The 21578-nt window shown below is 66.9% G+C and carries 22 protein-coding genes; 12 read left to right on the forward strand and 10 right to left on the reverse strand.

What is annotated here, in order from left to right; all coding sequences use genetic code 11:
• Positions 1-35: 35 nt before the first annotated feature.
• Entirely contained in the window at positions 36-380 is a 345-nt protein-coding gene (locus tag PV766_RS22360; protein ID WP_129974850.1) for a spore germination protein GerW family protein, read from the forward strand.
• 4 nt (positions 381-384) lie between these two features.
• On the opposite strand, the gene PV766_RS22365 is transcribed toward PV766_RS22360, so the two are convergent.
• Positions 385-1674, reverse strand: a complete 1290-nt coding sequence (locus tag PV766_RS22365; protein ID WP_421097925.1) for a TerD family protein — start codon at positions 1672-1674, stop codon at positions 385-387.
• A gap of 104 nt (positions 1675-1778) precedes the next feature.
• Between PV766_RS22365 and PV766_RS22370 the strand changes: the two genes are divergently transcribed.
• A complete protein-coding gene (locus tag PV766_RS22370; protein WP_421097926.1) occupies positions 1779-3332 on the forward strand; it encodes a hypothetical protein in 1554 nt (517 codons plus the stop codon).
• A 116-nt stretch (positions 3333-3448) separates the two neighbouring features.
• Here the strand turns inward: PV766_RS22370 and PV766_RS22375 are convergent, their stop codons facing one another.
• The gene (locus tag PV766_RS22375; RefSeq protein WP_421097941.1) at positions 3449-4096 is read right to left on the reverse strand and encodes a trimeric intracellular cation channel family protein; all 648 of its coding nucleotides are present in this window, start codon (positions 4094-4096) and stop codon (positions 3449-3451) included.
• A gap of 22 nt (positions 4097-4118) precedes the next feature.
• Positions 4119-5366 (reverse strand): amidohydrolase, encoded by a 1248-nt coding sequence (locus PV766_RS22380; RefSeq protein ID WP_421097927.1) that lies wholly within the window; start codon positions 5364-5366, stop codon positions 4119-4121.
• A 188-nt stretch (positions 5367-5554) separates the two neighbouring features.
• Here PV766_RS22380 and PV766_RS22385 point away from each other — a divergent pair, with 188 nt between their 5' ends.
• Positions 5555-6403 carry an ABC transporter permease gene (locus tag PV766_RS22385; RefSeq protein WP_016931471.1) on the forward strand — a complete coding sequence of 283 codons (849 nt, stop codon included), beginning with the start codon at positions 5555-5557 and terminating at the stop codon, positions 6401-6403.
• On the opposite strand, the gene PV766_RS22390 is transcribed toward PV766_RS22385, so the two are convergent.
• From PV766_RS22390 to rfbB, 3 genes are all read right to left on the reverse strand, one after another.
• Positions 6391-7896 (reverse strand): glycosyltransferase family 39 protein, encoded by a 1506-nt coding sequence (locus PV766_RS22390; RefSeq protein ID WP_421097928.1) that lies wholly within the window; start codon positions 7894-7896, stop codon positions 6391-6393. The genes PV766_RS22385 and PV766_RS22390 overlap by 13 nt on opposite strands.
• A gap of 3 nt (positions 7897-7899) precedes the next feature.
• Positions 7900-9804: a glycosyltransferase gene (locus PV766_RS22395; RefSeq protein ID WP_421097929.1), complete on the reverse strand. Its 1905-nt coding sequence runs from the start codon at positions 9802-9804 to the stop codon at positions 7900-7902.
• A 143-nt stretch (positions 9805-9947) separates the two neighbouring features.
• Positions 9948-10955, reverse strand: coding sequence for a dTDP-glucose 4,6-dehydratase (gene rfbB, locus PV766_RS22400; protein ID WP_064064531.1), 1008 nt, complete (start codon positions 10953-10955; stop codon positions 9948-9950).
• 33 nt (positions 10956-10988) lie between these two features.
• Between rfbB and rfbA the strand changes: the two genes are divergently transcribed.
• The 3 genes from rfbA to PV766_RS22415 all read left to right on the forward strand — a co-directional run bounded on the left by rfbA (position 10989) and on the right by PV766_RS22415 (position 12982).
• Positions 10989-11864, forward strand: a complete 876-nt coding sequence (gene rfbA / locus PV766_RS22405) for a glucose-1-phosphate thymidylyltransferase RfbA (protein ID WP_421097930.1) — start codon at positions 10989-10991, stop codon at positions 11862-11864.
• Positions 11865-12467, forward strand: coding sequence for a dTDP-4-dehydrorhamnose 3,5-epimerase (rfbC, locus tag PV766_RS22410; protein ID WP_421097931.1), 603 nt, complete (start codon positions 11865-11867; stop codon positions 12465-12467).
• A 71-nt stretch (positions 12468-12538) separates the two neighbouring features.
• Positions 12539-12982 (forward strand): hypothetical protein, encoded by a 444-nt coding sequence (locus PV766_RS22415; RefSeq protein ID WP_421097932.1) that lies wholly within the window; start codon positions 12539-12541, stop codon positions 12980-12982.
• 49 nt (positions 12983-13031) lie between these two features.
• On the opposite strand, the gene PV766_RS22420 is transcribed toward PV766_RS22415, so the two are convergent.
• Together PV766_RS22420 and PV766_RS22425 are read right to left on the reverse strand one after the other, a co-directional pair.
• The gene (locus tag PV766_RS22420; protein ID WP_421097933.1) at positions 13032-13901 is read right to left on the reverse strand and encodes a DUF559 domain-containing protein; all 870 of its coding nucleotides are present in this window, start codon (positions 13899-13901) and stop codon (positions 13032-13034) included.
• Between the two features lie 90 nt (positions 13902-13991).
• Complete coding sequence (locus PV766_RS22425) at positions 13992-14525, reverse strand: GtrA family protein (RefSeq protein ID WP_006553463.1); 534 nt, start codon at positions 14523-14525, stop codon at positions 13992-13994.
• 19 nt (positions 14526-14544) lie between these two features.
• On the opposite strand from PV766_RS22425, the gene PV766_RS22430 reads away from it, so the two are divergent.
• Positions 14545-15969: an FAD-binding protein gene (locus PV766_RS22430; RefSeq protein ID WP_421097934.1), complete on the forward strand. Its 1425-nt coding sequence runs from the start codon at positions 14545-14547 to the stop codon at positions 15967-15969.
• Positions 15969-16730 (forward strand): decaprenylphospho-beta-D-erythro-pentofuranosid-2-ulose 2-reductase, encoded by a 762-nt coding sequence (locus PV766_RS22435; RefSeq protein ID WP_421097935.1) that lies wholly within the window; start codon positions 15969-15971, stop codon positions 16728-16730. Before PV766_RS22430 ends, PV766_RS22435 begins: the two co-directional genes overlap by 1 nt.
• A 60-nt stretch (positions 16731-16790) precedes the next feature.
• Here PV766_RS22435 and PV766_RS22440 read toward each other — a convergent pair whose 3' ends face one another.
• Positions 16791-17111, reverse strand: a complete 321-nt coding sequence (locus tag PV766_RS22440) for a hypothetical protein (protein WP_421097936.1) — start codon at positions 17109-17111, stop codon at positions 16791-16793.
• Between the two features lie 156 nt (positions 17112-17267).
• Here PV766_RS22440 and PV766_RS22445 point away from each other — a divergent pair, with 156 nt between their 5' ends.
• Positions 17268-19214: a galactan 5-O-arabinofuranosyltransferase gene (locus PV766_RS22445; protein WP_421097937.1), complete on the forward strand. Its 1947-nt coding sequence runs from the start codon at positions 17268-17270 to the stop codon at positions 19212-19214.
• On the opposite strand, the gene PV766_RS22450 is transcribed toward PV766_RS22445, so the two are convergent.
• Positions 19189-19629, reverse strand: coding sequence for a DoxX family protein (locus tag PV766_RS22450; RefSeq protein ID WP_006553458.1), 441 nt, complete (start codon positions 19627-19629; stop codon positions 19189-19191). The genes PV766_RS22445 and PV766_RS22450 overlap by 26 nt on opposite strands.
• 128 nt (positions 19630-19757) lie before the next feature.
• On the opposite strand from PV766_RS22450, the gene PV766_RS22455 reads away from it, so the two are divergent.
• The 3 genes from PV766_RS22455 to PV766_RS22465 are packed head-to-tail and all read left to right on the forward strand — an operon-like array spanning position 19758 to position 21489.
• Positions 19758-20060, forward strand: a complete 303-nt coding sequence (locus PV766_RS22455) for an SAV_915 family protein (RefSeq protein ID WP_421097938.1) — start codon at positions 19758-19760, stop codon at positions 20058-20060.
• Entirely contained in the window at positions 20057-20332 is a 276-nt protein-coding gene (locus PV766_RS22460) for a hypothetical protein (protein WP_421097939.1), read from the forward strand. The genes PV766_RS22455 and PV766_RS22460 overlap by 4 nt, the downstream gene beginning before the upstream one ends.
• Positions 20329-21489: a hypothetical protein gene (locus tag PV766_RS22465; RefSeq protein WP_421097940.1), complete on the forward strand. Its 1161-nt coding sequence runs from the start codon at positions 20329-20331 to the stop codon at positions 21487-21489. The genes PV766_RS22460 and PV766_RS22465 overlap by 4 nt, the downstream gene beginning before the upstream one ends.
• Positions 21490-21578: the final 89 nt, after the last annotated feature.

A 21578-nucleotide genomic window follows, 5' to 3' on the forward strand; every position in this document is an offset into this window, starting at 1 on the left:
GACCCCGTTGACACGACCGAGCAGGGAGGCCCGGGATGACACTCGCAGAACTCATGAGTATCGCCAGGGACACGGTGACCGTCGAACGAGTGTTCTCGACACCCTTCGAGAAGGACGGGGTCACGGTGATCACCGCCGCGACGATCACCGGCGGCATGGGCGGAGGCGGTGGTTCGTCCGCGGACAGCGAGAACGGCGAAGGTGGCGGCTTCGGCGTCGGGGCCCGACCGGCGGGCGCCTATGTCGTCAAGGACGGGAAGGTGTCGTGGCAACCGGCCGTCGACGTGAACCGGTTGGTGCGGTCGGTCGCCGGAGTGGTGATCACCTTCTTGATCACGCGCGCTGTCGTCGAACGCGGGCGGGCCGGCCGGCGCCGGTGATCGGCTACGTCGGGCACGTCCCGGCGTAGCGATCCAGACCCAGGCCGTTGTTCCGCTTCTTGCTGCGACCGGTCGGGCCGCCCTTCGGGGAGCGCACCCAGTTGCCGGACGAGTCGAGTCCGGGCATGCGTTCGCTCCCGAACCTGCTGTACCGGGTCTCGCCGTCGACGGTCAGCACACCGTCCTGCACGTCGATGTGGGCGACGGTCGCCCAGTACGAGTTCTTCCCGTTGCCGACGTACACGAGGATCTCGTCGGCGTCGGGCCCGGGCAGACCGTCGTGCCCGGCACGACCGTATCGGATTGCCACACGCGGCTTTCCGAACTTGTCGATCGCGCCCGCGCCGTTGTCGATGCTCTGGTAGATGTTGACGAGAAGATCGCCGTTCTCGTTCGGCAGTACCCGAACCTGTTCGACCGCAGGCCTCTTCCCGTTGCCCGGACCCTTGCTGTCGCCGTAGTGGTGGATATGCGGCCACGTGTCGAGACTTCCGCGATGACCGGGATCTCCACTGACGACGATGTAGTCGTTCGTGTGCTCGTTGCGGCAGTAGAAGTAGACGTCGAGATCTCCGGTGCCGTACTTCTTCACGTTGCCGTTCCGGTCGTATGTCGCGCCGCGACCGTCCCATTCGAGTCCGACGGTGAGCACCCAGTTCGGATCGCCCTGCGACTTGCGCAGATCGATCCGGGCGGTCTGCATGGGCGAATCCTTCGTGAGCGAGATCTGCACCTTCTCGAACGAGATCGGGCTCGCGGCAGGAGGCACCTTCGGAGCGGAAACGGCCGGTTCGGATTCGTCGTCCGCATCGTCGACGACGATCCCGTGATCGGTCGCGAATGCCGCGAGTCCGTCCTGGTAACCCTGGCCCACCGCGTCGAGGCGCCACCCACCTCCACGCCGGTACAGCGCGACCACCTGCAGGACGATTTCGGTGGCCGGCCCGGGCGGAAAGAACTCCAGCACCTGGCCCGGCCCACGGATCTCGACGCGCACACCCGGAACGTCACCGAAGGTGCGTCCCTGCGCTTCGGTGCTCGCGGCGACGAGCACCCGCTGCACATCCGACGGCACCGCGGACAGATCGACCGTGACGGAGGTATCGGAGGTGAGGTGGACCCCCGGCGCCTTCGGATTGTTGAAGAACACGAAGTCGTCGTCGTTGCGCACGCAGCCGTCGTCGGCGAGGAGGACGGCCATCAGGTCGACAGCTCCGTCCACTGCGGCGCCGAGCGTCACCTCGTATCGAAGATCGGTGAGATCGGTCTTCGACCCCTTCGCCACCTCGGCCATACGGTCCTCCTGTCCGTGCGGGCGTCCACAAGGAGTTTTCCTCGTTCGCTCGTCCACCATCGCATCCCTTACATTCGAGGCAGTCGGCAACAGGAGTCCCGCGGATGCGACAGGGACAGTGGACGCGGTGGTGGCCGCTCGCGGCCGGAGCGGCGTTCGTCGTGCTGCTCGCCGCGACGAATGTGATCCCGACCTGGCCCGGACTGATCCACCTGGTCGCCCTGCCGCCCCTGGACCAGTTCACCGACCTGCGGGTCCTGATGTCGCGGGCACCGTCGTGGCCGGCCTTCCTGATCCTGTTCGCTCTGGTCGCCGTAGCCCGAGTCGTGCTCATGGCGTGGTTCCTGGGCGGCCTCGACGTCCGGCGTCTGCGCTGTGCGGCTCTGTTCTATGCGGTCGCATTCGGTCCGGTGCTGGTGGCAACGTGCGCCGACGCCACTGCATACGCGGTGCTCTATGCCCGGGTGTTCTGGCCCGCCCTCGCCCTGATCACAGTGTCGATGTTCGTCCTCGGCCCGGTCCCCTGGCAGGGCCGATTCCGATTGCGGGAAGCGGGGGCACCGACATGGCGTCGTGGGCTACGGATCGAAGCGATGGCGCCGTATTGCGCCGTGATCGTCACGCTCGGCGCCGTGGCAGACCGGCTTCCCGTCCTCACGGTGCCGCTCGTACCGGTCTCCGCCCTCGCGACCGGCCTGACGATCGCAATGATGGAGCGTTCTCCGCTGCGTAGACCGAGGTCGGTCCTGGCCGCGTTCGTCGCGGTGCTCGTCGCCGTGTCGATCGCGTTCGTCACGACGCGAGGGCCCGACGAGCCCGAACCCGGTCCGCCGCAGACGGGTTCGTTGCTGATCCTGTCCGGGATCAACTCGGCATCGGGGCAGGGCAGGATCCATGCGATGGACGTGCACCGTCTCGGTTACCGATGCGAGCAGGTGTACTACTTCTCCTATGCCGGGCCGGGCGACGGACAGCCGCAACACAACGCGACCTGCCCGATCCGCACGGGTGCGCCCTACGGGCCGAGCGACACCCAACGTCCGTTCGAAGAGCAGGTCGACCTGTTCGCCCAACAGGCGTCGGCGCTACCTCGCCCACTGGTGGTCGCGGCGCATTCGCACGCCGTCTGGGTGGTGTGGGAAGCAGTCGCCACCGGGCGGGTCGCCGTCGACACTCTTCTGCTGATCGGCCCGTTTCCGAGCACCCCCACCGGCTACCCGCCACCACATGTGAACGAACCGGGGCGGGTCGTGGGCGACATGATGCGCGCCGCCGTCCCCGTCACCGACCTTGTCCACCTCCACTTCGATCCCGAGACCCCCGCGGCCCGGGAACTGCTCGGCACGGTGGGAGCAGCAGAATCCATTCTGGACCGACCACTTCCCGCGACAGTGCGAGCGATGACTCTTCCGTCTGTCACCGATCTACCCCTGGCGAGCAACTGGCACTTCGACGTCGAACGAAACGGATGCCCGGCCCGGACCGCCCACCCCGACCTTCCGCTGTCACCTGCCTTCGAGGACGCGGCCATCCGCTTCCTGAACGGTCGTCCTCCCCCACCCTGCCCGCCGTGGCGGGAGTGGGTCGCGGTGGCCGCGCGGCCGTTCGGGATGCCGAGGGCAGCGGCCACCATGGACCGGTTCTCGTACAACCCCTGACACCAGCGCCGAAGCGCGTAGGGCAGAACCGAATCGAGCAGTCGGAGCGATCCGACGTCGAGTACGGCGTTGTGTGCGAGAACATCCGCGAGGGTCGACGACCACGTCGGTGTCGATCACACCCGTTCGGGCGGGTCGGGGTCGTCGAACCTGCGCGGCCCAGGAGCGTCGAGGTCGTAGCGAACTCCCACCATCCGGATCGCGAAGCACAGCGCCGCGGCTCCGACCGCGGCGGGCAGGGTCGGCACCCCGAGACTCTCGCAGACGACGATGACGGTCGCCGCGACCAGCGCAGGAATCGCGTAGAGCTCGCTGTTCAACACGACCGGCACCCGGCGGATCAGCACGTCGCGCAGCGTGCCGCCGCCGACCCCGGTGATCGTGCCGAGGATGATCGCCTGCACCGGGCCGAGGCCGAAGTCGAGTGCCTTGCCGGCTCCGGTGACGGCGAACAGGCTCAGGCCGGCGGCGTCGAACATCGTGATGGGAGTGGACAGTCGCTCCAGTTTTCGCGCGAAGAAGGCAAGGAGGCTGCCGGCTGCGGCGACCGCCAAGTAACGCCAGTCGCTGAACGTCGCGGGCGGCAGGTCGTCGATGAGGATGTCGCGGATGATGCCGCCGCCCAGCGCGGTGATCATTCCGAGCGTCACGACGCCGACGATGTCGACGCGGGTGACGCGGACGGCGGTGAGCGCTCCGTTGAGGGCGAACGCGAACGTGCCGAGCAGATCGAGCACGAGCAGCACCGTGCTCTGCGTGTTCACGTCCACGCGACGCCTCCGCTCGTCACGTGTCTTCCAGGAACGTTCGCGCAGCGACGACCAGCGCTGCCGTCCCGGTGTCGAGGGTGGGCTGGATCGACGGGGCGAACGACGCCGAGTGGTTGACCGGCACCTCGTCGGCGATGCGTCCTTCGGTTTCGGCCTGCCGGTAGAGATCGGGATCGACGCCACCGATCCTCCAGTACGTGTAAGGAACGCCGAGGGCACGCGGGATGTCGCTGAAGTCCTCACTCGCCGTCTGCAGTGGAAGTTCGCCGGCGGCGTCCCCGAAGTGGGCGGCGAAGGCCGCGGCGACCTGCTCGGTGACCGCGGCGTCGTTGTCGGTCAGCGGGTACTGGTCGAACAGTTCGAACCCGGGAGGTCGTGGCGAACGGGACGCGTCGCACTCGGCGACGACGATCCGCTTCACGGCGGCCAGGATCGCACGGCGGGTGTCCTCGTCATAGGTGCGGATGTTGAGCAGGATCGTCGCCTCGTCCGGGATGACGTTGCTCTTCGCCCCCGCCTGCACGCTGCCGACGGTGAGCACCACCGGCTCCCCCGGTTGTGTCTCGCGGGCGACGATCGTCTGCAGCCTGACGACGATCATGGCGGCGAGCACCACCGGGTCGACGGAAGCCTGCGGCATCGACCCGTGTGCGCCCCGACCGTGGACGGTGATGCGCATGCTGTCGGCGGCCGAGAGGGTGGGACCGCTACGCGTACCGACCAGACCGGCGGGAAAGGCGAGCACGTGCTGGCACAACGCCACGTCGACCTTCCCGGCGATCCGGGCGAGCCCGTCGTCCACCATCCGCCGGGCGCCGTCCGCGACCTCCTCCCCGGGCTGGAACACCGCGACGAGCCTGCCCCGCCACTGCCCGGTCGACCGGGCCAGCAGTTCCACCGCGCCGACCAGGCACGCGACGTGCATGTCGTGTCCGCACGCGTGCATGACAGGAGTCTCGTTTCCGTCCGTGTCCGTCGCCGTCGCCGCGCTGGCGTAGTCCAGACCTGTCTTCTCCCGGACGGGCAGTGCGTCCATATCGGCGCGCAACAGCACACCGGGGCCGTCCCCGTTCTGCAGGACGCCCACCACGCCCGTGCCGCCCACATCGGTGTGCACCTCGCACCCCGCGGCCCGCAATCGTTCGGCTACCCCGGCCGCGGTGCGCGTCTCCTGATGCGACAGTTCCGGATGGGCGTGCAGGTCGCGGTAGAAGTTCTCCTGGTCCGCGCGGATCTCGTCCAAACCCTGCAGAGCAAGCGTCATGATGTCTCCCCGCTGGTCGGATCGGTGCTGTCACCGTCCGGATACCGCACCGGACCGCGATCGACACAGGCGTCCACTTCTCGTCGTGAAAACCGCGCAAGATCGACAGGACCTGCACATCCGTCGGGAGTCCCGCTCACCCCGCGCCCCCACAGGTCACATTTGCGCCGCGGGTAGGCTCGGGACCCGTGTCTGATGCCCTCACCGTCGACGACGAACCCATCGAGTCGTCCTCACGCTCGTTCCGGCGCGCGTTCCAGGATCTGCGCGAAGGCTTCAACCACCGCGAACTGTGGTTGCTGCTCGGCTGGCAGGACATCAAGCAGCGCTACCGCCGGTCGGTGCTCGGCCCGTTCTGGATCACGATCGCCACGGGTGTGTCGGCGATCGCGATGGGTGTGCTCTACGGCACGCTGTTCAATCTCGACGTCCCGGAGTTCCTGCCGTACGTCGCGCTCGGCTTCATCATCTGGAACCTGATCAGCGGTTCGATCCTCGAGGGCTCGGACGTGTTCATGTCGAACGAGGGCCTGATCAAACAGCTGCCGACGCCGTTGAGTGTGCACGTCTACCGGCTGGTGTGGCGGCAGATGATCCTGTTCGCGCACAACATCGTCATCTACATCGGCATCCTCATCGTCTTCCCCCGTCAGCTGTACTGGACGGCATTCCTCGCCATCCCGGCGCTGGCGTTGATCGCGATCAACGCGGTGTGGGTGTCGCTGGTGTTCGGCATCCTCGCCACGCGCTACCGCGACATCGCGCCGCTGCTCGGCAGCATCGTCCAGCTGCTGTTCTTCATGACGCCGATCATCTGGACGGAGAAGACGCTCGAGGGCACCGGCAACGAGGGCCGGGCGCGGATCGCCGAGCTCAACCCGCTGTACCACTTCCTCGACATCGTGCGGACCCCGCTGCTCGGCGGCGACCAGCAGCTCTACCACTGGGTGATCGTCCTGATCATCACCGTCGTCGGCTGGGGTGTGGCCCTGCTCGCCATGCGCAACTACCGCTCGCGTGTCGCCTACTGGGTCTGAGCCGGTTCGAGCCGGATCAACTGTGAGCGGTTGATCGGCTCTCGGTCGGTGATCCGGAAACCGACGGCTCCGAGCTCCCGGTAGGTGTCCGTCTCGGTGAACCGGTGAGGATCGAACCGCCACCACACGTTGTTCGGGTGCCACACCCGGAAACCGGTCTCGCGCTCGCCGTCGGCGATCACCCACAGCACCTCGCATCGGGCGGCCGCGCGTCGGGCGAGTTCCGAAGGTGGGGCGTCGGTCGACCACAGGTTGACGCGGTCGACGGCGTCGTCTCCCAGCCCCACATCGTCGAGGCCCTCCACCGCGTCGGGCCGGGCGTCGACGACGGCGCGCAACGACGTCGGCGCCCACGAGACGCGCGGTTCGAAGGCCACACAGTCGCCGGGTTCGGAGCGTTCGACGAGCCGGTCGGCGATCACGCTGTAGTCCATCCCGCCAGGCTTGCCGAACGGCTGTCGCTGCTGCACGTAAGCCGGCGCGACACTGACGGCGACCGCGGTCAGCACGATCAGCATCGACCACCAGCGGGTCGCGACACGGGTGGCGGCCCAGCCCACCAGCAGCACCATCGCGGGGACGGTGAAGGACAGATAACGCTCGAGGTACATATTGTCCTCGAGCAGCGAGTAGCCGAGCAGCAGCACCATCGGCACGGCGAAGCCCGGTACCGCGAGCCACAGCAGAGTGCGCTCCCCCGCGTCCACGCCACGACGACGCGCGGCGACCACTGCGGCGACGGTGAGCGCGACGAACAGCACAGCCGTCCACGGGGCCTGCGGGAACCACTGGTCCAGGACGATCGTGCGGACGATCGTCGAATCGAGCGGAGGAATCCACGCGACCTGCTCGGCCTGCGAGTAGGCGAGCAGGACGAACGGCGTCGACAAGGCCGCGCCAACCCCTGCGGACAACAGGAACGCGCCGCGCCCACGACCACGGACCAGTACGGTGACGGCATGCGCGACGACGACCGTCGCGGAGTACACGAACATCACCGTCGCGATCGGCAGAACGACGGCGTACAGCGCCCACCACCGTCTACGGCCGGTCGTGCACCCGAGCGTGACCAGCAGCGACAACACCGCGACCAGCGCCGCCGCGAAGGCATAGGACCGCGCTTCGGTTGCCGCCCAGGTCACCCGCGGCGACAGCGCGAACAGCACCCCGGCGGCGATCCCCACGCGACGACCCGCCAGCACCTGGCCGGTCGCCGTGACGGCTGCGGCACCCACCCCGAGCGCGAGCACACCGGGCAGGCGGGCGGTGAACTCGTCGACGCCCACGAGGGAGAACCAGTAGTGCAGCAGCAGATTGTGCAGGCCGTGGACGGCGTCGATCCGGGTGTGGACGCGGAGCATCCCCTCGACCGACCGGTCGGCACTCGAGATGGTGGCGGCCTCGTCCCACCACAGCGAGGGGACCCACGAGAACGCCCCTGCGACGAGCACGGTCGCAACCCCGATCAGCAGGGGAAGCGACCATGCCCTCACGGTCTACCCGTCGATGCCGTACAGGCGCGCCCAGTTCTCGCGGCTCGTGAGCTTGGGGAGCGCTTCCTGCCAGACCGTCTTCATCCGGGGCGCTTCCTTGCGGAGCTGCCAGCACACCTTCGCGGCCTGCTTCGCGAGGTCGACGGCGGTGTCCTTGTCGCGGTGACGCACCCGCACGGCGTTCTGCGAGGCGTCGGTGACGACGGCCTTGTCGAACAACGACACGTGCCACCACGATGCGAAGTGAGCGGGAACGGTGACCGTCCGGCGGTCGACCTTGCCGGCGAACTGCTGCACGGCACGCTTGAGCAGCACCAGGCCCTCGCGCTTCTTGTCGGGCTCGAACTGCCAGACCGACATCTGCGTGTGCGGGTCGGATTCCTTGCCCACCTGCGCGGCCGGAAGCGGCTTCGTCTCGGGATAGCGGTCGCGCAGTTCGCGCAGTTCCTTCAGCACGGACTGGCCGCCGTCGTAGAGGAAGTCCGGTCCGGCGAGGAAGTCCTCCGCGGCCTTGATGAAGGTCGCGGCGAGACCGTACTGCATCGAGACGATGAGTTCGCTGATCTTGCGGAACAGGTACTTCGACATGTCGTTACCGTCGAAGCGCCCGTAGATGGACGAGACGATCAGACCGTTGCGGATGCTGAAATAGCGCGCCCAGTCGTCGTAGTCCTTCAGATAGAAGTCGGCATGCCACACACCCGCATTGGGCAGGGTGACCGTGGGGTGACCGGCGTACCGGGCACGGATGCCGTATTCGATGTCGTCCCACTGGAAGAACAGCGGGATGGGCAGACCGCAGTCGGCGATGATCTCGGCGGGCAGCAGGCAGGTCCACCAGCCGTTCCAGCCGGCGTCGAAACGCATGTCCTGCTTCTTCTTCACGAGGTCGATACCCATGCGTGCACCCGGAGTCAGTGCGCCGGCGGTGATCTCGTCGAGCACCTCACGCTCGGCCGAGACGTGCAGGACCTGGGGATTGCTCAGCGACAGCATCTGGGCGCCGACGATCGTCGGCTGCACCGTCATGTTCGCGAAAGCGTTGAGACGCAACACCGATTCGGGTTCGCACAGGATGTCGTCGTCCATGACGATGACGTTGGCGTGCTCGGCCTTGGCGGAACCGGTGATCTCGTACATGCCGCGCGAGAAACCACCCGCGCCACCGAGATTCGGCTGGGTCAGGTAGATGAGCTTGTCGCCGAGCTTGTCGGCGACCTCCGCGAACGCCGAGCGCGAGCGCACCTGATCGGTGCCCTGGTCGACGATGCACACCGCTTCGATGTCGGCCATCGCCCCGTCGTCCGAGGCAAGGGTGCCGACGGTGACGGTGCAGTCGTCGGCGCGGTTGAACGTGCAGATGACCACGGCCGCGGGACGCAGGTGCTCGGGAGCGGCGACCGTCCAGCGTGCATCGGAGACGAGTACCGACCCGTTGCCGGCATCGACGGCGAACCACATCGCACCGCCGTCGACGAACCGTTCGATCGGCAGCTCGAGATCGAGCTCGCCCGAACCCGACACCGTCTCGACCGTCACGATCCGCTCGCGTCCGCGTGCATCGGACGCCCACACGGTGAACTCAGCCGTACCGGAGCAGCCGTAGGTGAGCTGCAGGTTCACGGTCTTCACGTCGGTCCAGCGCTGCCAGAACGTCGCGGGAAAGCGGCCGAAATAGGTGTTGGTGTGGGCGGTCGCGCCGTCGGCGAGCTGCAGCCCGTAGCGGTCGGACGCCGCGCCACCCTTCGTGTGGACGTACATCTTCTCCGGCACGCGCGGCGACAGAGATGCGAAGACGCCGCGCTGGACGATCAGCCGGTCGCGGCGCACCGGTTCGGTGAGGACTTCGTCCAGCGCGTCCGCGTCGTGTCCGATCGTTGTGGTGTCGCCGGCAGCTGCCTGCTCCATCGGGCTACTCCCCGCTCGTGGTCGATCCGCTGTAGTCGATGCGACAGTAGCAGCGGGAACAGGAGCGTCCTGGTTGCGCACACCTTGCAGAAGCGTTTCGACCCATTCGCGAATTGTGCCCGGAACGCCCTCTGCGGCGCAGGTTATCCGCCCAGAACGCGTTCGATGCGGCTGTAGGCGGCCTCGGTGGTGCGTTTCTGTGACGTCCACCACTGTTCGTTGCTGCGATACCAGTCGATGGTGGCCGCCAGGCCTTCCCGGAAGTCACGGTAGCGGGGCTGCCAGCCCAGTTCGGTGCGCAGGCGGGTCGCGTCGATGGCGTAGCGCAGGTCGTGGCCGGGGCGGTCGGTGACGAAATCGAACTCGCTGCGGTCCCGGCCGCACAGCTCGAGGACGGTTTCGACGACGGTGCGGTTGTCGGTCTCCCCGTCGGCGCCGATCAGGTAGGTCTCGCCGAGGGCCCCCTCGTCGATGATCGTCCACACCGCGCTGTTGTGGTCGTCGACGTGGATCCAGTCGCGCACGTTGGTGCCGGTGCCGTAGAGCTTCGGCCGCACGCCGGTGAGCACGTTGGTGATCTGGCGGGGGATGAACTTCTCCACGTGCTGGTAGGGGCCGTAGTTGTTCGAGCAGTTCGAGATGGTCGCGCGGACGCCGAACGAACGCACCCAGGCGCGCACCAGCAGATCCGAGCCGGCCTTCGTCGACGAATAGGGGCTCGACGGGTTGTAGGCGGTGGTCTCGGTGAACTTGATCGGATCGTTCAGCGGCAGGTCGCCGTAGACCTCGTCGGTGGAGATGTGGTGATAACGCACGTCGTACCTGCGGACGGCCTCGAGCAGGGTGAAGGTGCCCACCAGATTCGTCTGCACGAACGGTGCGGGATTCGCCAGCGAGTTGTCGTTGTGGGATTCGGCGGCGAAGTGCACCACCAGATCGGTCTCGGCGACGAGCCGGTGCACGAGGTCGGCGTCGGCGATGTCGCCCTGGACGAAGGTGATCTTCTCGGCGACAGGGTCGAGGGAGGCGCGGTTGCCGGCGTAGGTGAGCTTGTCGAGCACGGTGACCTGCACGTCCGGTCGTTCCGCGACGGTCTGGTGGACGAAGTTCGCGCCGATGAAACCGGCACCACCGGTGACGAGCAGCCTCATTGGCGCAAGCCTACTCATGCGAGACTGTCCGGCATGCGCGGAATCATCCTCGCGGGTGGGACGGGCTCGCGTCTGCATCCGATCACCCAGGGCGTGAGCAAGCAGCTCGTGCCCGTCTACGACAAGCCGATGGTCTACTACCCGCTGTCGACGCTCATGCTCGCCGGGATCCGCGACATCCTCCTGATCACCACCCCGCACGACGCCGAGCAGTTCCGCTGGTTGCTCGGCGACGGCTCGCAGTTCGGGGTGAACATCACCTACACGATTCAGCAGTCGCCCGACGGACTGGCGCAGGCCTTCGTGCTCGGCGCCGGCCACATCGGCACCGAGCCGGTCGCATTGATCCTCGGCGACAACATCTTCTACGGCCCCGGCCTCGGCACCCAGCTCACACGGTTCGCTCACATCGACGGTGGTGCGGTGTTCGCGTACCGGGTATCCGATCCGTCGGCCTACGGGGTGATCGAATTCGACTCCACCGGCCGCGCCCTGTCGCTCGAGGAGAAACCCGACGACCCGAAGTCGAACTTCGCGGTGCCGGGGCTGTACTTCTACGACAACGACGTCGTCGAGATCGCCCGGTCGCTGAAGCCGTCGGCGCGCGGCGAACTGGAGATCACCGACGTCAACCGCACCTACCTCGAAGCGGGGAAACTGCAGGTCGAGGTGCTGCCGCGCGGTACCGCCTGGCTCGACACCGGCACCTTCGACTCGCTGCTCGACGCGTCGAACTTCGTGCGCACCATCGAACAACGTCAGGGATTGAAGATCGGTGCGCCCGAGGAGGTCGCGTGGCGCCTCGGGTTCATCGACGACGAGCAACTGCGCGCCGCGGCCGAGCCGCTGGTGAAGTCGGGCTACGGCAGCTACCTGCTCGATCTGCTCGAACGAGGAAAGGACCGCTAGGTGCACTACCGCGAACTGAAGGTCGCCGGGGCGTGGGAGATCACGCCGAAACAGTTCGGCGACGACCGAGGTGTGTTCCTCGAGTGGTTCAAGCAGGACAGTTTCACCGACGCGTCCGGCCGCCCCTTGGAGCTGGCGCAGGGGAACTGCTCGGTGTCCGCCGCCGGGGTACTGCGCGGCATCCATTACGCGGATGTGCCTCCGGGACAGGCGAAGTACGTCACGTGCGTGTCGGGGTCGGTGCTCGACGTCGTCGTCGACCTGCGGGTGGGGTCGCCGACCTTCGGGCAGTGGGATTCGGTGCTGCTCGACACCAAGGACCGACGCGCGATCTTCCTCTCCGAGGGCCTCGGTCACGGTTTCCTTGCCCTCGAGGACAACTCGACCGTCGTCTACCTGTGCTCGACGGGCTACAACCCCGACCGCGAGCACGAAGTGCACCCCCTCGATCCGGAGATCGGGATCGAGTGGCCGACAACGGGACCTGACGGCAGGTCGCTGACCTACGAACTGTCGGCGAAGGACCGGGCGGCACCCACCCTCGCCGACGCCCGCGAAGCGGGTCGTCTCCCGCACGCACAAGACTCAGCCACCGATCCGTAACATCTTGGGACTCTTGCCGATAGCCAGGGCAGTGCTTCCGCACCGACATACCGAAGAGACAGGATCCGACCGTGAACTTGAAGACCACCCTCGGACGGGTAGCGAGCGTCGGCGTCGCAGCCGCCGTTACCGCCGGCCTCGCTGTCACCGGCGCTTCCACCGCCTCCGCAGACCCGGGCTGGACGTCGTTCACCAATACGGTGGGTATGTACCTCGATACGGGCTCGAGCGGATACGCCGGTAATGCAACACCTTTCATCGACGCGCCGATTGTGCTCCGAACCGACCCCGCCTCCCCCGAACTGCCGCTGTGGGTCGGTGGTATCGGCTCCCCGTTCTGCCCGTGCACCGTGCACTGGCACAACGAGACCACGGGTGAGCGCGGGAAGGTGCCGGCGAACAGCAACCTGCTTCCTTCGGAGACCGGAGCCGGGAAGATCTCCGCATACGTCACCATCGACGGCAATGTCAGCTTCACGCTCGTGCGTGGCGTCGCCGGCTGGACCGCTCGATAGCCCCGATCCGGTTGCTTCGACGGCGGTCGGCGCGGTCGAAGCAACCGGATCACCGAGCGAGTGCCGCACGAATCTGTCCGACCACCCCGTCCGGGTCCTGCGTCAGCATGTGCCAGGTGAATCGCAGAACATGCCAACCCGCGTTGATCAGGACGTTCTGTCGTGCGGTGTCGTGACGATGACGCTCCGCGTCGCGATGCCACACCCAGCCGTCGATCTCTATCGCCACCCGTTCGGCCTCGAACGCCACGTCGATCTCGTATCCACAGCTCATGACGTGCGCGCGCCAACCGGTGAAACCCGCCTGTCGTAGCAACCGGTGGAAGATCCGTTCGGCTCCGGAGTGGCCACCATCACGAGCCGCACAGAGCAACTTCTCGGCGGCACGAGAGCCTCGTCGTCCCGGATTCCTCAGGTGGGACCGCTCCAGCAGAGGCAACGACGTATGGCGTTGCAACGCCCTGTCCATGAGGACCGAGCCCTCCCGCAACTCCACTGCCGCCTCCAACACGGTGAGCGGAACTCCGGTGACCTGCAGGCCGCGGACGATCCTGACGTCGTCGGCGGGGAGGTCCCTGCGACGCAGTTGCACGCTGCGGTTCCTCACGATCGCTCGGCAATGCGGGACGGTGACGAAATGACGCGCCGGCGGTCGGTCGAGGATTCCGTGCCACCACGCGGCGCTCGGACCCCATGCCGTCGCCGCACGTCCCGCACCGTAGACAGCGGCGCGAAGGTGCACCGAAGGGGTCCGCTCCCGATCGGCACGGAGATACACACCGGGAACCAGTGAGACCCATTCACCCGACCGCACGTAGTGATCGATGATTGCGATGCTCAGACCGCACCGCACCGCCTGATCGCGGGTGACGACACCGTCCTGCCTGGCCATGATCGCGTGTGCTCGGGAGCGTGACATATCCGGTTCGACGCCACAGGAGCCGGACCGGTTCCACACAGCTCGGATCTGGTTGGTCCGACCGTGTATGTCGCCGTCGAACCAACCAGATCAGCGCAGGCGGAAGATCACGACCCGCTGGACGACGAAGTTGATCACCGTCGCGACACCTTGGGCGACGACGAAGGCGAAGGGCGTGACCCACCACTCGTCGCCGAGGGCTTCGTTGAGTACACGGTTGATGCCGACCTGTGCGGCGAACGTCACTGCGTAGAGGACCACCACGGCTGCGAAACGAACGCGGCTCGGCGGGGCCTTGAAGGTCCAGCGGCGGTTGATCAGGTAGGCGGTGGTGGTGCCGGCCACGAACGACAGGGCCTTCGCGACGTCGCGCGTGACGCCCAGTGCCATGAGCAGGACGTACAGGCCGTAGTCGACGATCGCCGAGAACCCACCGGTCAGGACGAACCGTGTGAGCTGCGTCTTCAGGTCCAGCGCTTCGTCGGCCGTCGAATCGGTCAACGGCAGTTCGGGAGCCAGTGGGGCGTGATGCTCCGGCAGCGGCTGCACATGGTCGTGGGATTCCGGCACGCAGACGAGGGTAACGCCCGTGAGGAACAGCATCTTGCCGGGTGACCAGGACACACGGGTAGCCTTTATCCCGATGTCCACGACAGCTACGGAGCAGGCGAGCGAGCCGCTCCCCACCCAGACCCGCACCCTGACCGGCTGGGGGCGCACTGCGCCGACCACCGCAGAGGTGCTGTCCACCCCCGACGTCGAAGTGATCGCCAAGGCGGTCGCGCGGGTCGCGGAAGACAACGAGTCGAAGCCGTCGCACCTGCGGCGCGGCGTGATCGCACGCGGGCTCGGACGCTCCTACGGCGACCCCGCGCAGAACGCGGGCGGGCTCGTCGTCGATATGACGGCGCTGAACAAGATCCACAGCATCGACCGTGACTCCCGCAAGGTCGTGGTGGACGGTGGTGTGAGCCTCGACCAGCTCATGCGCGCCGCGCTGCCGTTCGGTCTGTGGGTGCCCGTCCTGCCGGGCACGCGCCAGGTCACCATCGGTGGTGCGATCGGTGCCGACATCCACGGCAAGAACCACCACAGCGCGGGCAGCTTCGGCAACCACGTCAAGTCCATCGACCTGCTCACCGCCGACGGCCAGGTCCGCACGTGCACCCCCACCGGGCGCAACGCCAAGCTGTTCTGGGCGACCGTGGGCGGAATGGGTCTGACAGGCATCATCCTGCGCGCGACCATCGAGATGACCCCCACGGAGACGGCGTACTTCATCGCCGACAGCCGCCGCACCGAGTCGCTCGACGAGACGATCGCCCTGCACAGCGACGGTTCGGAAGCGAACTACGACTACTCCAGCGCATGGTTCGACGCCATCTCGCCGGAGCCGAAGCTCGGCCGCGCCGCAGTCTCCCGAGGCAACCTCGCGAAGCTCGACCAGCTGCCGAAGAAGCTGCAGAAGGACCCGCTCAAGTTCGACGCGCCGACCCTGCTGACCCTGCCCGACGTATTCCCGAACGGGCTGGCCAACAAGTTCAACTTCTCGGTGATCGGTGAGCTGTACTACCGGAAGACGAAGAACGCCGACAACCAGGTCCAGAATCTGACGGCGTTCTACCACCCCCTCGACCTGTTCGGGGAGTGGAACCGCGGCTACGGACCCAACGGCTTCCTGCAGTACCAGTTCGTGGTGCCGCCGGAAGCGGTCGAGGAGTTCAAGAAGATCATCCGCGACATCCAGGCGTCGGGACATCACTCGTTCCTCAACGTGTTCAAGCTGTTCGGTGAAGGGAACAAGGCTCCGCTCAGCTTCCCCATCCCCGGCTGGAACATCTGCGTCGACTTCCGGATCAAGCCGGGCCTGAACGAGTTCGTGCGCGAGCTCGACAAGCGGGTCCTCGAGTTCGGTGGTCGCCTCTACACCGCGAAGGATTCGCGGATCGACGCGGAGACCTTCCACGCCATGTACCCGCGGATCGACGAGTGGCTGAAGGTGCGCCGCTCCGTCGACCCCACGAACGTCTTCGCCTCCGATATGTCCAGAAGGTTGGAACTCCACTGATGATCAACGCCGTCGGCAATCCCCAGACCCTGCTGCTGCTCGGTGGCACCTCCGAGATCGGCCTGGCCATCGTCGAGGAGTACCTCCGCAAGGCACCAGCCCGCGTGATCCTCGCGGCCCTGCCCGGCGACCCGCGTCGTGAGGACGCCGTCGCCCAGGCGAAGTCCGCGGGTGCGACGCAGGTCGACCTGATCGACTTCGACGCGCTCGACACGGCGAGCCACCCGGCCGTCATCGACCAGGCGTGGAAGCACGGCGACGTCGACATCGCGATCGTCGCCTTCGGTCTGGACGCCGACGCCGAGGAGCTGTGGCAGAACCAGAGCAAGGCCGTGCGGGTCGCGGAGGTCAACTACACCGCCGCTGTCTCCGTGGGTGTGCTGGTGGGCGAGAAGATGAAGGCGCAGGGCTTCGGCCGCATCATCGCGATGTCGTCCGTCGCGGGCGAACGCGTGAAGCGCGCCAACTTCGTCTACGGTTCCACCAAGGCCGGCCTCGACGGTTTCTATCTCGGACTCGGTGAGGCGTTGCGTCCGTTCGGGCCGCGCGTGACCGTCGTGCGCCCCGGTCAGGTGCGCACGCAGTTCAGCGCGCACGTCGACGAGGCCCCGCTCACCGTGAACAAGGAAGATGTCGCGAAGCTCGCTGTCGCGGCCTCCGATCGCGGCAAGGAGATCGTCTGGGCGCCGGGCACCTTCCGGTTCGTGATGATCGTGCTGCGTCACCTGCCGCGCGCGATCTTCCGCAAGCTGCCGATCTGACAGACGTGCACCCTCTGCCCCGCCGGACCCGTTTCGGCGGGGCAGTCGTCTTTTCGGGGTCTACCGGACGTAGCCGGTTCCGCTGTGGATCATCCCGGGCGGCCCGTAGCACCAGTGGTTGATCGACCCTTCGTTCACGAAGACACCGTTCACGATGCCGTCCTGCCCCGCCTCGTTCGTCGCGTAGCCGACACCCGACGCCCCGACGACGATGCACTGGTAGGGATCGACGCCGTGGTGGTCGTACAACCGGCCGTCGATGGGACCGCCGGGCGCACCCGGTTCGATCACCGGATACGCCGAGGCCTGCGCCGCCCCGAAGACGAGGAGAGGTGCCGTCGCGAGCGTTGCAAGGGCCGCACGAACCGCTTTACCTGTCATGATCTGAGCCTTCCGTTCGGATTCCCCGGGCGGTACCGACAGCCCGGTTTCCCGACGCAACTTCCAGGATGAAGGTCCCGACCGGTGGACGGCGGCGTTTTTGCGGCGCGGATCGGGCCACCACTCGTCTCGCGGACGCATCTCTATGCTCGTGGGGTGCTCGCCGACACTCCTGTAGCAGTAGCCCCGTTACGCCGTGCCGTCTCGACGCTCGTGCAGTTCGTCTGCGCAGCGCTCGTCGCAGCACTCGTCGCGGCGGTGGGGCTGTTCGCCTTCGACCGTGTGCAGTGGCCGGCGTTCAATTCGTCGAACGTGACGCAGGCCGTCACCACCGTGATGCAGTTCGCGGCACTCGCCGTGCTCGGCCTGTCGATCTATCTGTTGCGTCGCCGTAGATGGGTGACGGGGGCGCGGGTGCTGTCGTGGGCGGCGTTGTCGGGTCTGGTCACCGCGACCCTCGGGATGCCGCTCGCCGCGACCCGCCTCTACCTGCACGGCATCTCCGTCGACCAGGAGTTCCGCACCCAGTTCCTCACACGACTGACGGACAGCGCGGCGTTGCGCGACATGAACTACGCCGACCTGCCGTCGTTCTATCCGGCCGGGTGGTTCTGGGTCGGCGGTCGCGTCGCGAATCTGCTGGGCATGGACGGCTGGGAAGCGTTCAAGCCGTATGCGATCGGCTCGCTGGCGGTCGCAGCGGTCGTCGCGCTGGTGCTGTGGTCCGAACTGGTCCGCTCCGATCTGGCGGTGCTCGCTGCTACCGCGACGACGCTGGTCGTGCTGGCCTACGGTTCGCCGGAGCCCTACGGAGCGGTGATCGCCGTGCTGGTCGCGCCGGCGTTGGTGCTGGCCTGGGGTGCGTTCGCACCCGTGCGTGTTTCCGGTAGTTCCGACTACCGGAAACACGCACGGCAGGGTTGGGGCGCCGTGGTGGGGACGGGCCTGTTCCTCGGTCTCGCCGCGACTTTCTACACCCTCTATCTCGGCATCGCGGCGTTCGCGGTGACGGTGATGGCCGTCGTCGCGGCATACCTCGCGCGTCGAGCCGGTGGATCGTGGCGCGCGGCTCTTCCCGTCCTCACGCGTTTCGTGGTGATGGCGGCGATCGCGGTCCTCGTCGCTCTGATCGTCTGGGCGCCGTTCGTGTTCGACGTGCTCGGCGGCAACACACCGTCCGAGTCCGGTACCGCGACGCACTATCTCCCCGACGCCGGTGCGCGACTGCCGTTGCCGATGTTCCACATGTCCCTGATCGGACTGCTGTCTCTGCTGGGCACCGTGTGGCTCGTGGGCCGCGCGTCGTCGTCGCATCGGGCGCAGGCGCTCGGCCTCGGCGTGATCGCGGTCTACCTCTGGTACCTCGCGTCGATGGCGTCGACCGCCGTGGGCAACACCCTGCTCGCGTTCCGGCTCGAGGTGATCCTGCTCGTACTGCTCGCTGCCGCAGGCACATTCGCCTTCGTCGATTTCTCGCGGTGGATCAGCCTGGCCACCAGCGAGAACCCGCGCGTGCGCCGGGTGCTCGTGGCAGTGGGGGCTCTGGGTGCGCTGGCGTTCGCGCAGAACATTCCGCAGGTACTCGCCGGCGAGATCACCGTCGCCTACACCGATACCGACGGGGCAGGCGAACGCGCCGATCAGCGACCCGCCGGGGCCGCGTCCTATTACGCCGAGGTGGACGACGTCCTGCTGTCGCAGTTGGGCGGCGAGCGTGACGACCACGTGGTCCTCACGGCCGACACGTCTTTCCTCGCCTACTACCCGTACTTCGGTTTCCAGGCCCTGACCTCGCACTACGCCAACCCGCTGGCGGAGTTCTCTGCGCGGGCCGCAGCTATCGAGGAGTGGTCGGAGCTCTCCTCCCCCGGCGAACTGCTCGCCGCGTGGGAGGAGCTGCCGTGGAGAGCCCCCGACGCCGTCGTCTTCCGACAGGGCGCCGAGGGCTACACGCTGCGTCTGGCCGAGGACGTCTACCCGAACGATCCCAATGTGCGGCGGTACACGGTGACCTTCCCCAAGGAACTGTTCGACGATCCCCGATTCACCGTGACCGAGGTGGGGCCGTTCGTCGTCGTCACCGCGACGGGCGAACCGGCATGATGCGACGAACTCCGATGTCGCGCAACCACAATCCACCCCATACCAGAATTCCGGTGTAGATCGGGAAGAGAGTCGTGCTGACGATGGGCTGTTCGGTGAGCAGATTCGTCGCGACAGCACCGCCGAGATAGCCGGTGAGGAGTACGGCGCCGAGGATTGCGGTAGGCGGCAGGACGTAGGCGATCAGGCAGACGAGTAGGACGACGCCGAACACCCGGTTGAGGCTCGGGTCGAACCCGAGATCGGCCATCGCTTCCTGCACCTGCGAAACGTTGGCGATGTGGATGATCGAGTCCCACAGCAGAAACAGGACGACGAGACCGCTGACTATCAGGCCTGCGATGCGGGCGGCGCGTGAGGGTGCCGCGGCGATGTCGTCGCGGGTGCCGGTGGTGGATGCGGTGAAGGTGTTCATGACGGCCTCCTGGTAGGTGGGCAGCGGTGCTGTCGCAGATACCGACCGGGCAGGAGCCGGAAACTCATCGCCGCTGCGGTAAGGTCGCGGCGAGTCGTACGGGGGGTACGACGGAATCGGGGGATTCGATGAGCGACGTTCTGTATGTGCCGATCCGACGCCGCGACAGTTCCGGGCAGGTTCGGCTCGAGATGCGCACACTGCCCGACGGCCGGCTGGCGTTGCCCGCCTACACCTCACCGAAGGAACTGGCCCGCTGCTGCGGACCGCAGCAGCCGTGGATGGACGTCGACAGCACAGGGCTGCAGGAGATCCACCGGACCACCGGGTACGACGTGGTCCTGCTCGACGGCCGACAACCACCGCCACCCCCGGTCGGGGACGACGACCGTCCGTTCGAGGACCCACTCGGCAGGAGAGAGACCCGGTGAGCATCGACATCCGCGACCTCGACGCGGTCGCGAAGCACCTGGCGACCGGAGCGATGGGAATCGACGAACTCGGATCCGATCCAGCACCGATTCCCGACGCAGGTGCCGCCACCGCACTGCTCGTCGACACTCTCGGGTCGATTGCTTCCGCGCTGGACGCGGCGGTCCGGTCGCTGGCCGATGCAGCAGACGCCACCCAGGACAGTCTGCGCGCCTACCAGGACGCCGAGTCGCACACTGCTCAGGAGATGGCGAAGGCCGGTGAGGGATGAGCCTCGACACCCGAGTCTTCGGCGACCCCACCTCCTGCTACGCATGCGCGGATTCGCTCACTGCCCTCGCCACGGGTGTGCACGACCGACTGAAGGCGGCGCGCGACGGACGCACCGAGTCCGAGTACGAATTCAGAAGCCCTACGGGAGATGCGTTCCGCACGACGCTCGACCGCATCATCACGGGGACGACCGAGGCCGCAGACCAGATCGACGTGATCGCCGCTGCCCTGCGCGCATTCGCCGACGGACTCGTCACCGTCCGGTCACGCATGTCACAGGCCGAGGCGACAGCGGCGGAAGCCGGTATTCCCGTGGAGTTCGGCGTCGGGATCGGTGAGCCACTCAACGTCGATCCGAACTCGTATGACATTGCACCCCAGGTAATTCGGGCGAAACAGATCGCGGCCTACGAGGCGGCTGCGGGGTTCGTTACGGAAGGTCGCGCGGCCGAAACTGCAGCGCACAGCGCGCTCGCGGAAGCCTTGCGCGGGCCAACGACGATCCTGAAGGACGCAGAAGCCCAGTGGGAATGGCTCTTGGCGCATACCGTGGGCGGATACATAGCGACGACAGTCTCCGAGCTGTCGAAATGGGGCAACGAAGCCGCTACGCGAGGTGCGGCCCTCGCCCGGCTGCGTGAGCTTGCTGCCGAAGCGGCGCGGTTGGGTGATCCGTACCCAGAAGCTACTGCGGCCAGGGCTGTTCGGGCCTTCCAAGGGGGTGCGGACGATGCTGCACGATTCGCTGCGGAGAACTCTCGACTGCTTGCCGGGCTCGGTGACAACAAGGTCATCCGATTTCTTGGCAGCAGTTTCGGCGAACATATCCCTAAAGGGACCGGACTGGCGCATTTCGGGTCGAAAGTTCCTGTCGTGGGTGGAATTTTGACCGCCGCCCAGACATATGACGACGTCATGAATGCCGAAACAACGGGAGATGCCGTAAAGGCGGTCGCAAAGGATGTGGGTGGATTCGTCGCTGGAACGGTTGCAACCGAGTTGATTCTTGCAAGTGCGGCCGGTGGTCCCGTCACTTTGCTTGCGGTCGGCGCCGGGGTCGGTGTCGCGTTTGGTGTGGGCGAAGTAATCGAACACTGGGACGACATATCCGGTGCCGTCGGTTCGGCGGCGCGCTGGGCTGGAAACCTGTTCTGAGGACGAGAATGAACTGGACCGTTCCCGTCTTGGTGGACACTCCGAGATGAGCGGTGAGTTCCCCCGAGATGGAGGGAGCGGATTATGGG

Source organism: Rhodococcus sp. As11 (genome assembly GCF_048957735.1).
Classification (GTDB): domain Bacteria; phylum Actinomycetota; class Actinomycetes; order Mycobacteriales; family Mycobacteriaceae; genus Rhodococcus; species Rhodococcus gordoniae.

Excerpts from the sequence above, each read along its gene's own strand:
- PV766_RS22360 (WP_129974850.1), top strand. The coding sequence starts at position 36 with ATGACACTCGCAGAACTCATGAGTATCGCCAGGGACACGGTGACCGTC.
- PV766_RS22365 (WP_421097925.1), bottom strand. The coding sequence starts at position 1,674 with ATGGCCGAGGTGGCGAAGGGGTCGAAGACCGATCTCACCGATCTTCGA.
- PV766_RS22370 (WP_421097926.1), top strand. The coding sequence starts at position 1,779 with ATGCGACAGGGACAGTGGACGCGGTGGTGGCCGCTCGCGGCCGGAGCG.
- PV766_RS22380 (WP_421097927.1), bottom strand. The coding sequence starts at position 5,366 with ATGACGCTTGCTCTGCAGGGTTTGGACGAGATCCGCGCGGACCAGGAG.
- PV766_RS22395 (WP_421097929.1), bottom strand. The coding sequence starts at position 9,804 with ATGGAGCAGGCAGCTGCCGGCGACACCACAACGATCGGACACGACGCG.
- rfbB (WP_064064531.1), bottom strand. The coding sequence starts at position 10,955 with ATGAGGCTGCTCGTCACCGGTGGTGCCGGTTTCATCGGCGCGAACTTC.
- rfbA (WP_421097930.1), top strand. The coding sequence starts at position 10,989 with ATGCGCGGAATCATCCTCGCGGGTGGGACGGGCTCGCGTCTGCATCCG.
- PV766_RS22420 (WP_421097933.1), bottom strand. The coding sequence starts at position 13,901 with ATGTCACGCTCCCGAGCACACGCGATCATGGCCAGGCAGGACGGTGTC.
- PV766_RS22430 (WP_421097934.1), top strand. The coding sequence starts at position 14,545 with ATGTCCACGACAGCTACGGAGCAGGCGAGCGAGCCGCTCCCCACCCAG.
- PV766_RS22435 (WP_421097935.1), top strand. The coding sequence starts at position 15,969 with ATGATCAACGCCGTCGGCAATCCCCAGACCCTGCTGCTGCTCGGTGGC.
- PV766_RS22440 (WP_421097936.1), bottom strand. The coding sequence starts at position 17,111 with ATGACAGGTAAAGCGGTTCGTGCGGCCCTTGCAACGCTCGCGACGGCA.
- PV766_RS22450 (WP_006553458.1), bottom strand. The coding sequence starts at position 19,629 with ATGAACACCTTCACCGCATCCACCACCGGCACCCGCGACGACATCGCC.
- PV766_RS22455 (WP_421097938.1), top strand. The coding sequence starts at position 19,758 with ATGAGCGACGTTCTGTATGTGCCGATCCGACGCCGCGACAGTTCCGGG.
- PV766_RS22465 (WP_421097940.1), top strand. The coding sequence starts at position 20,329 with ATGAGCCTCGACACCCGAGTCTTCGGCGACCCCACCTCCTGCTACGCA.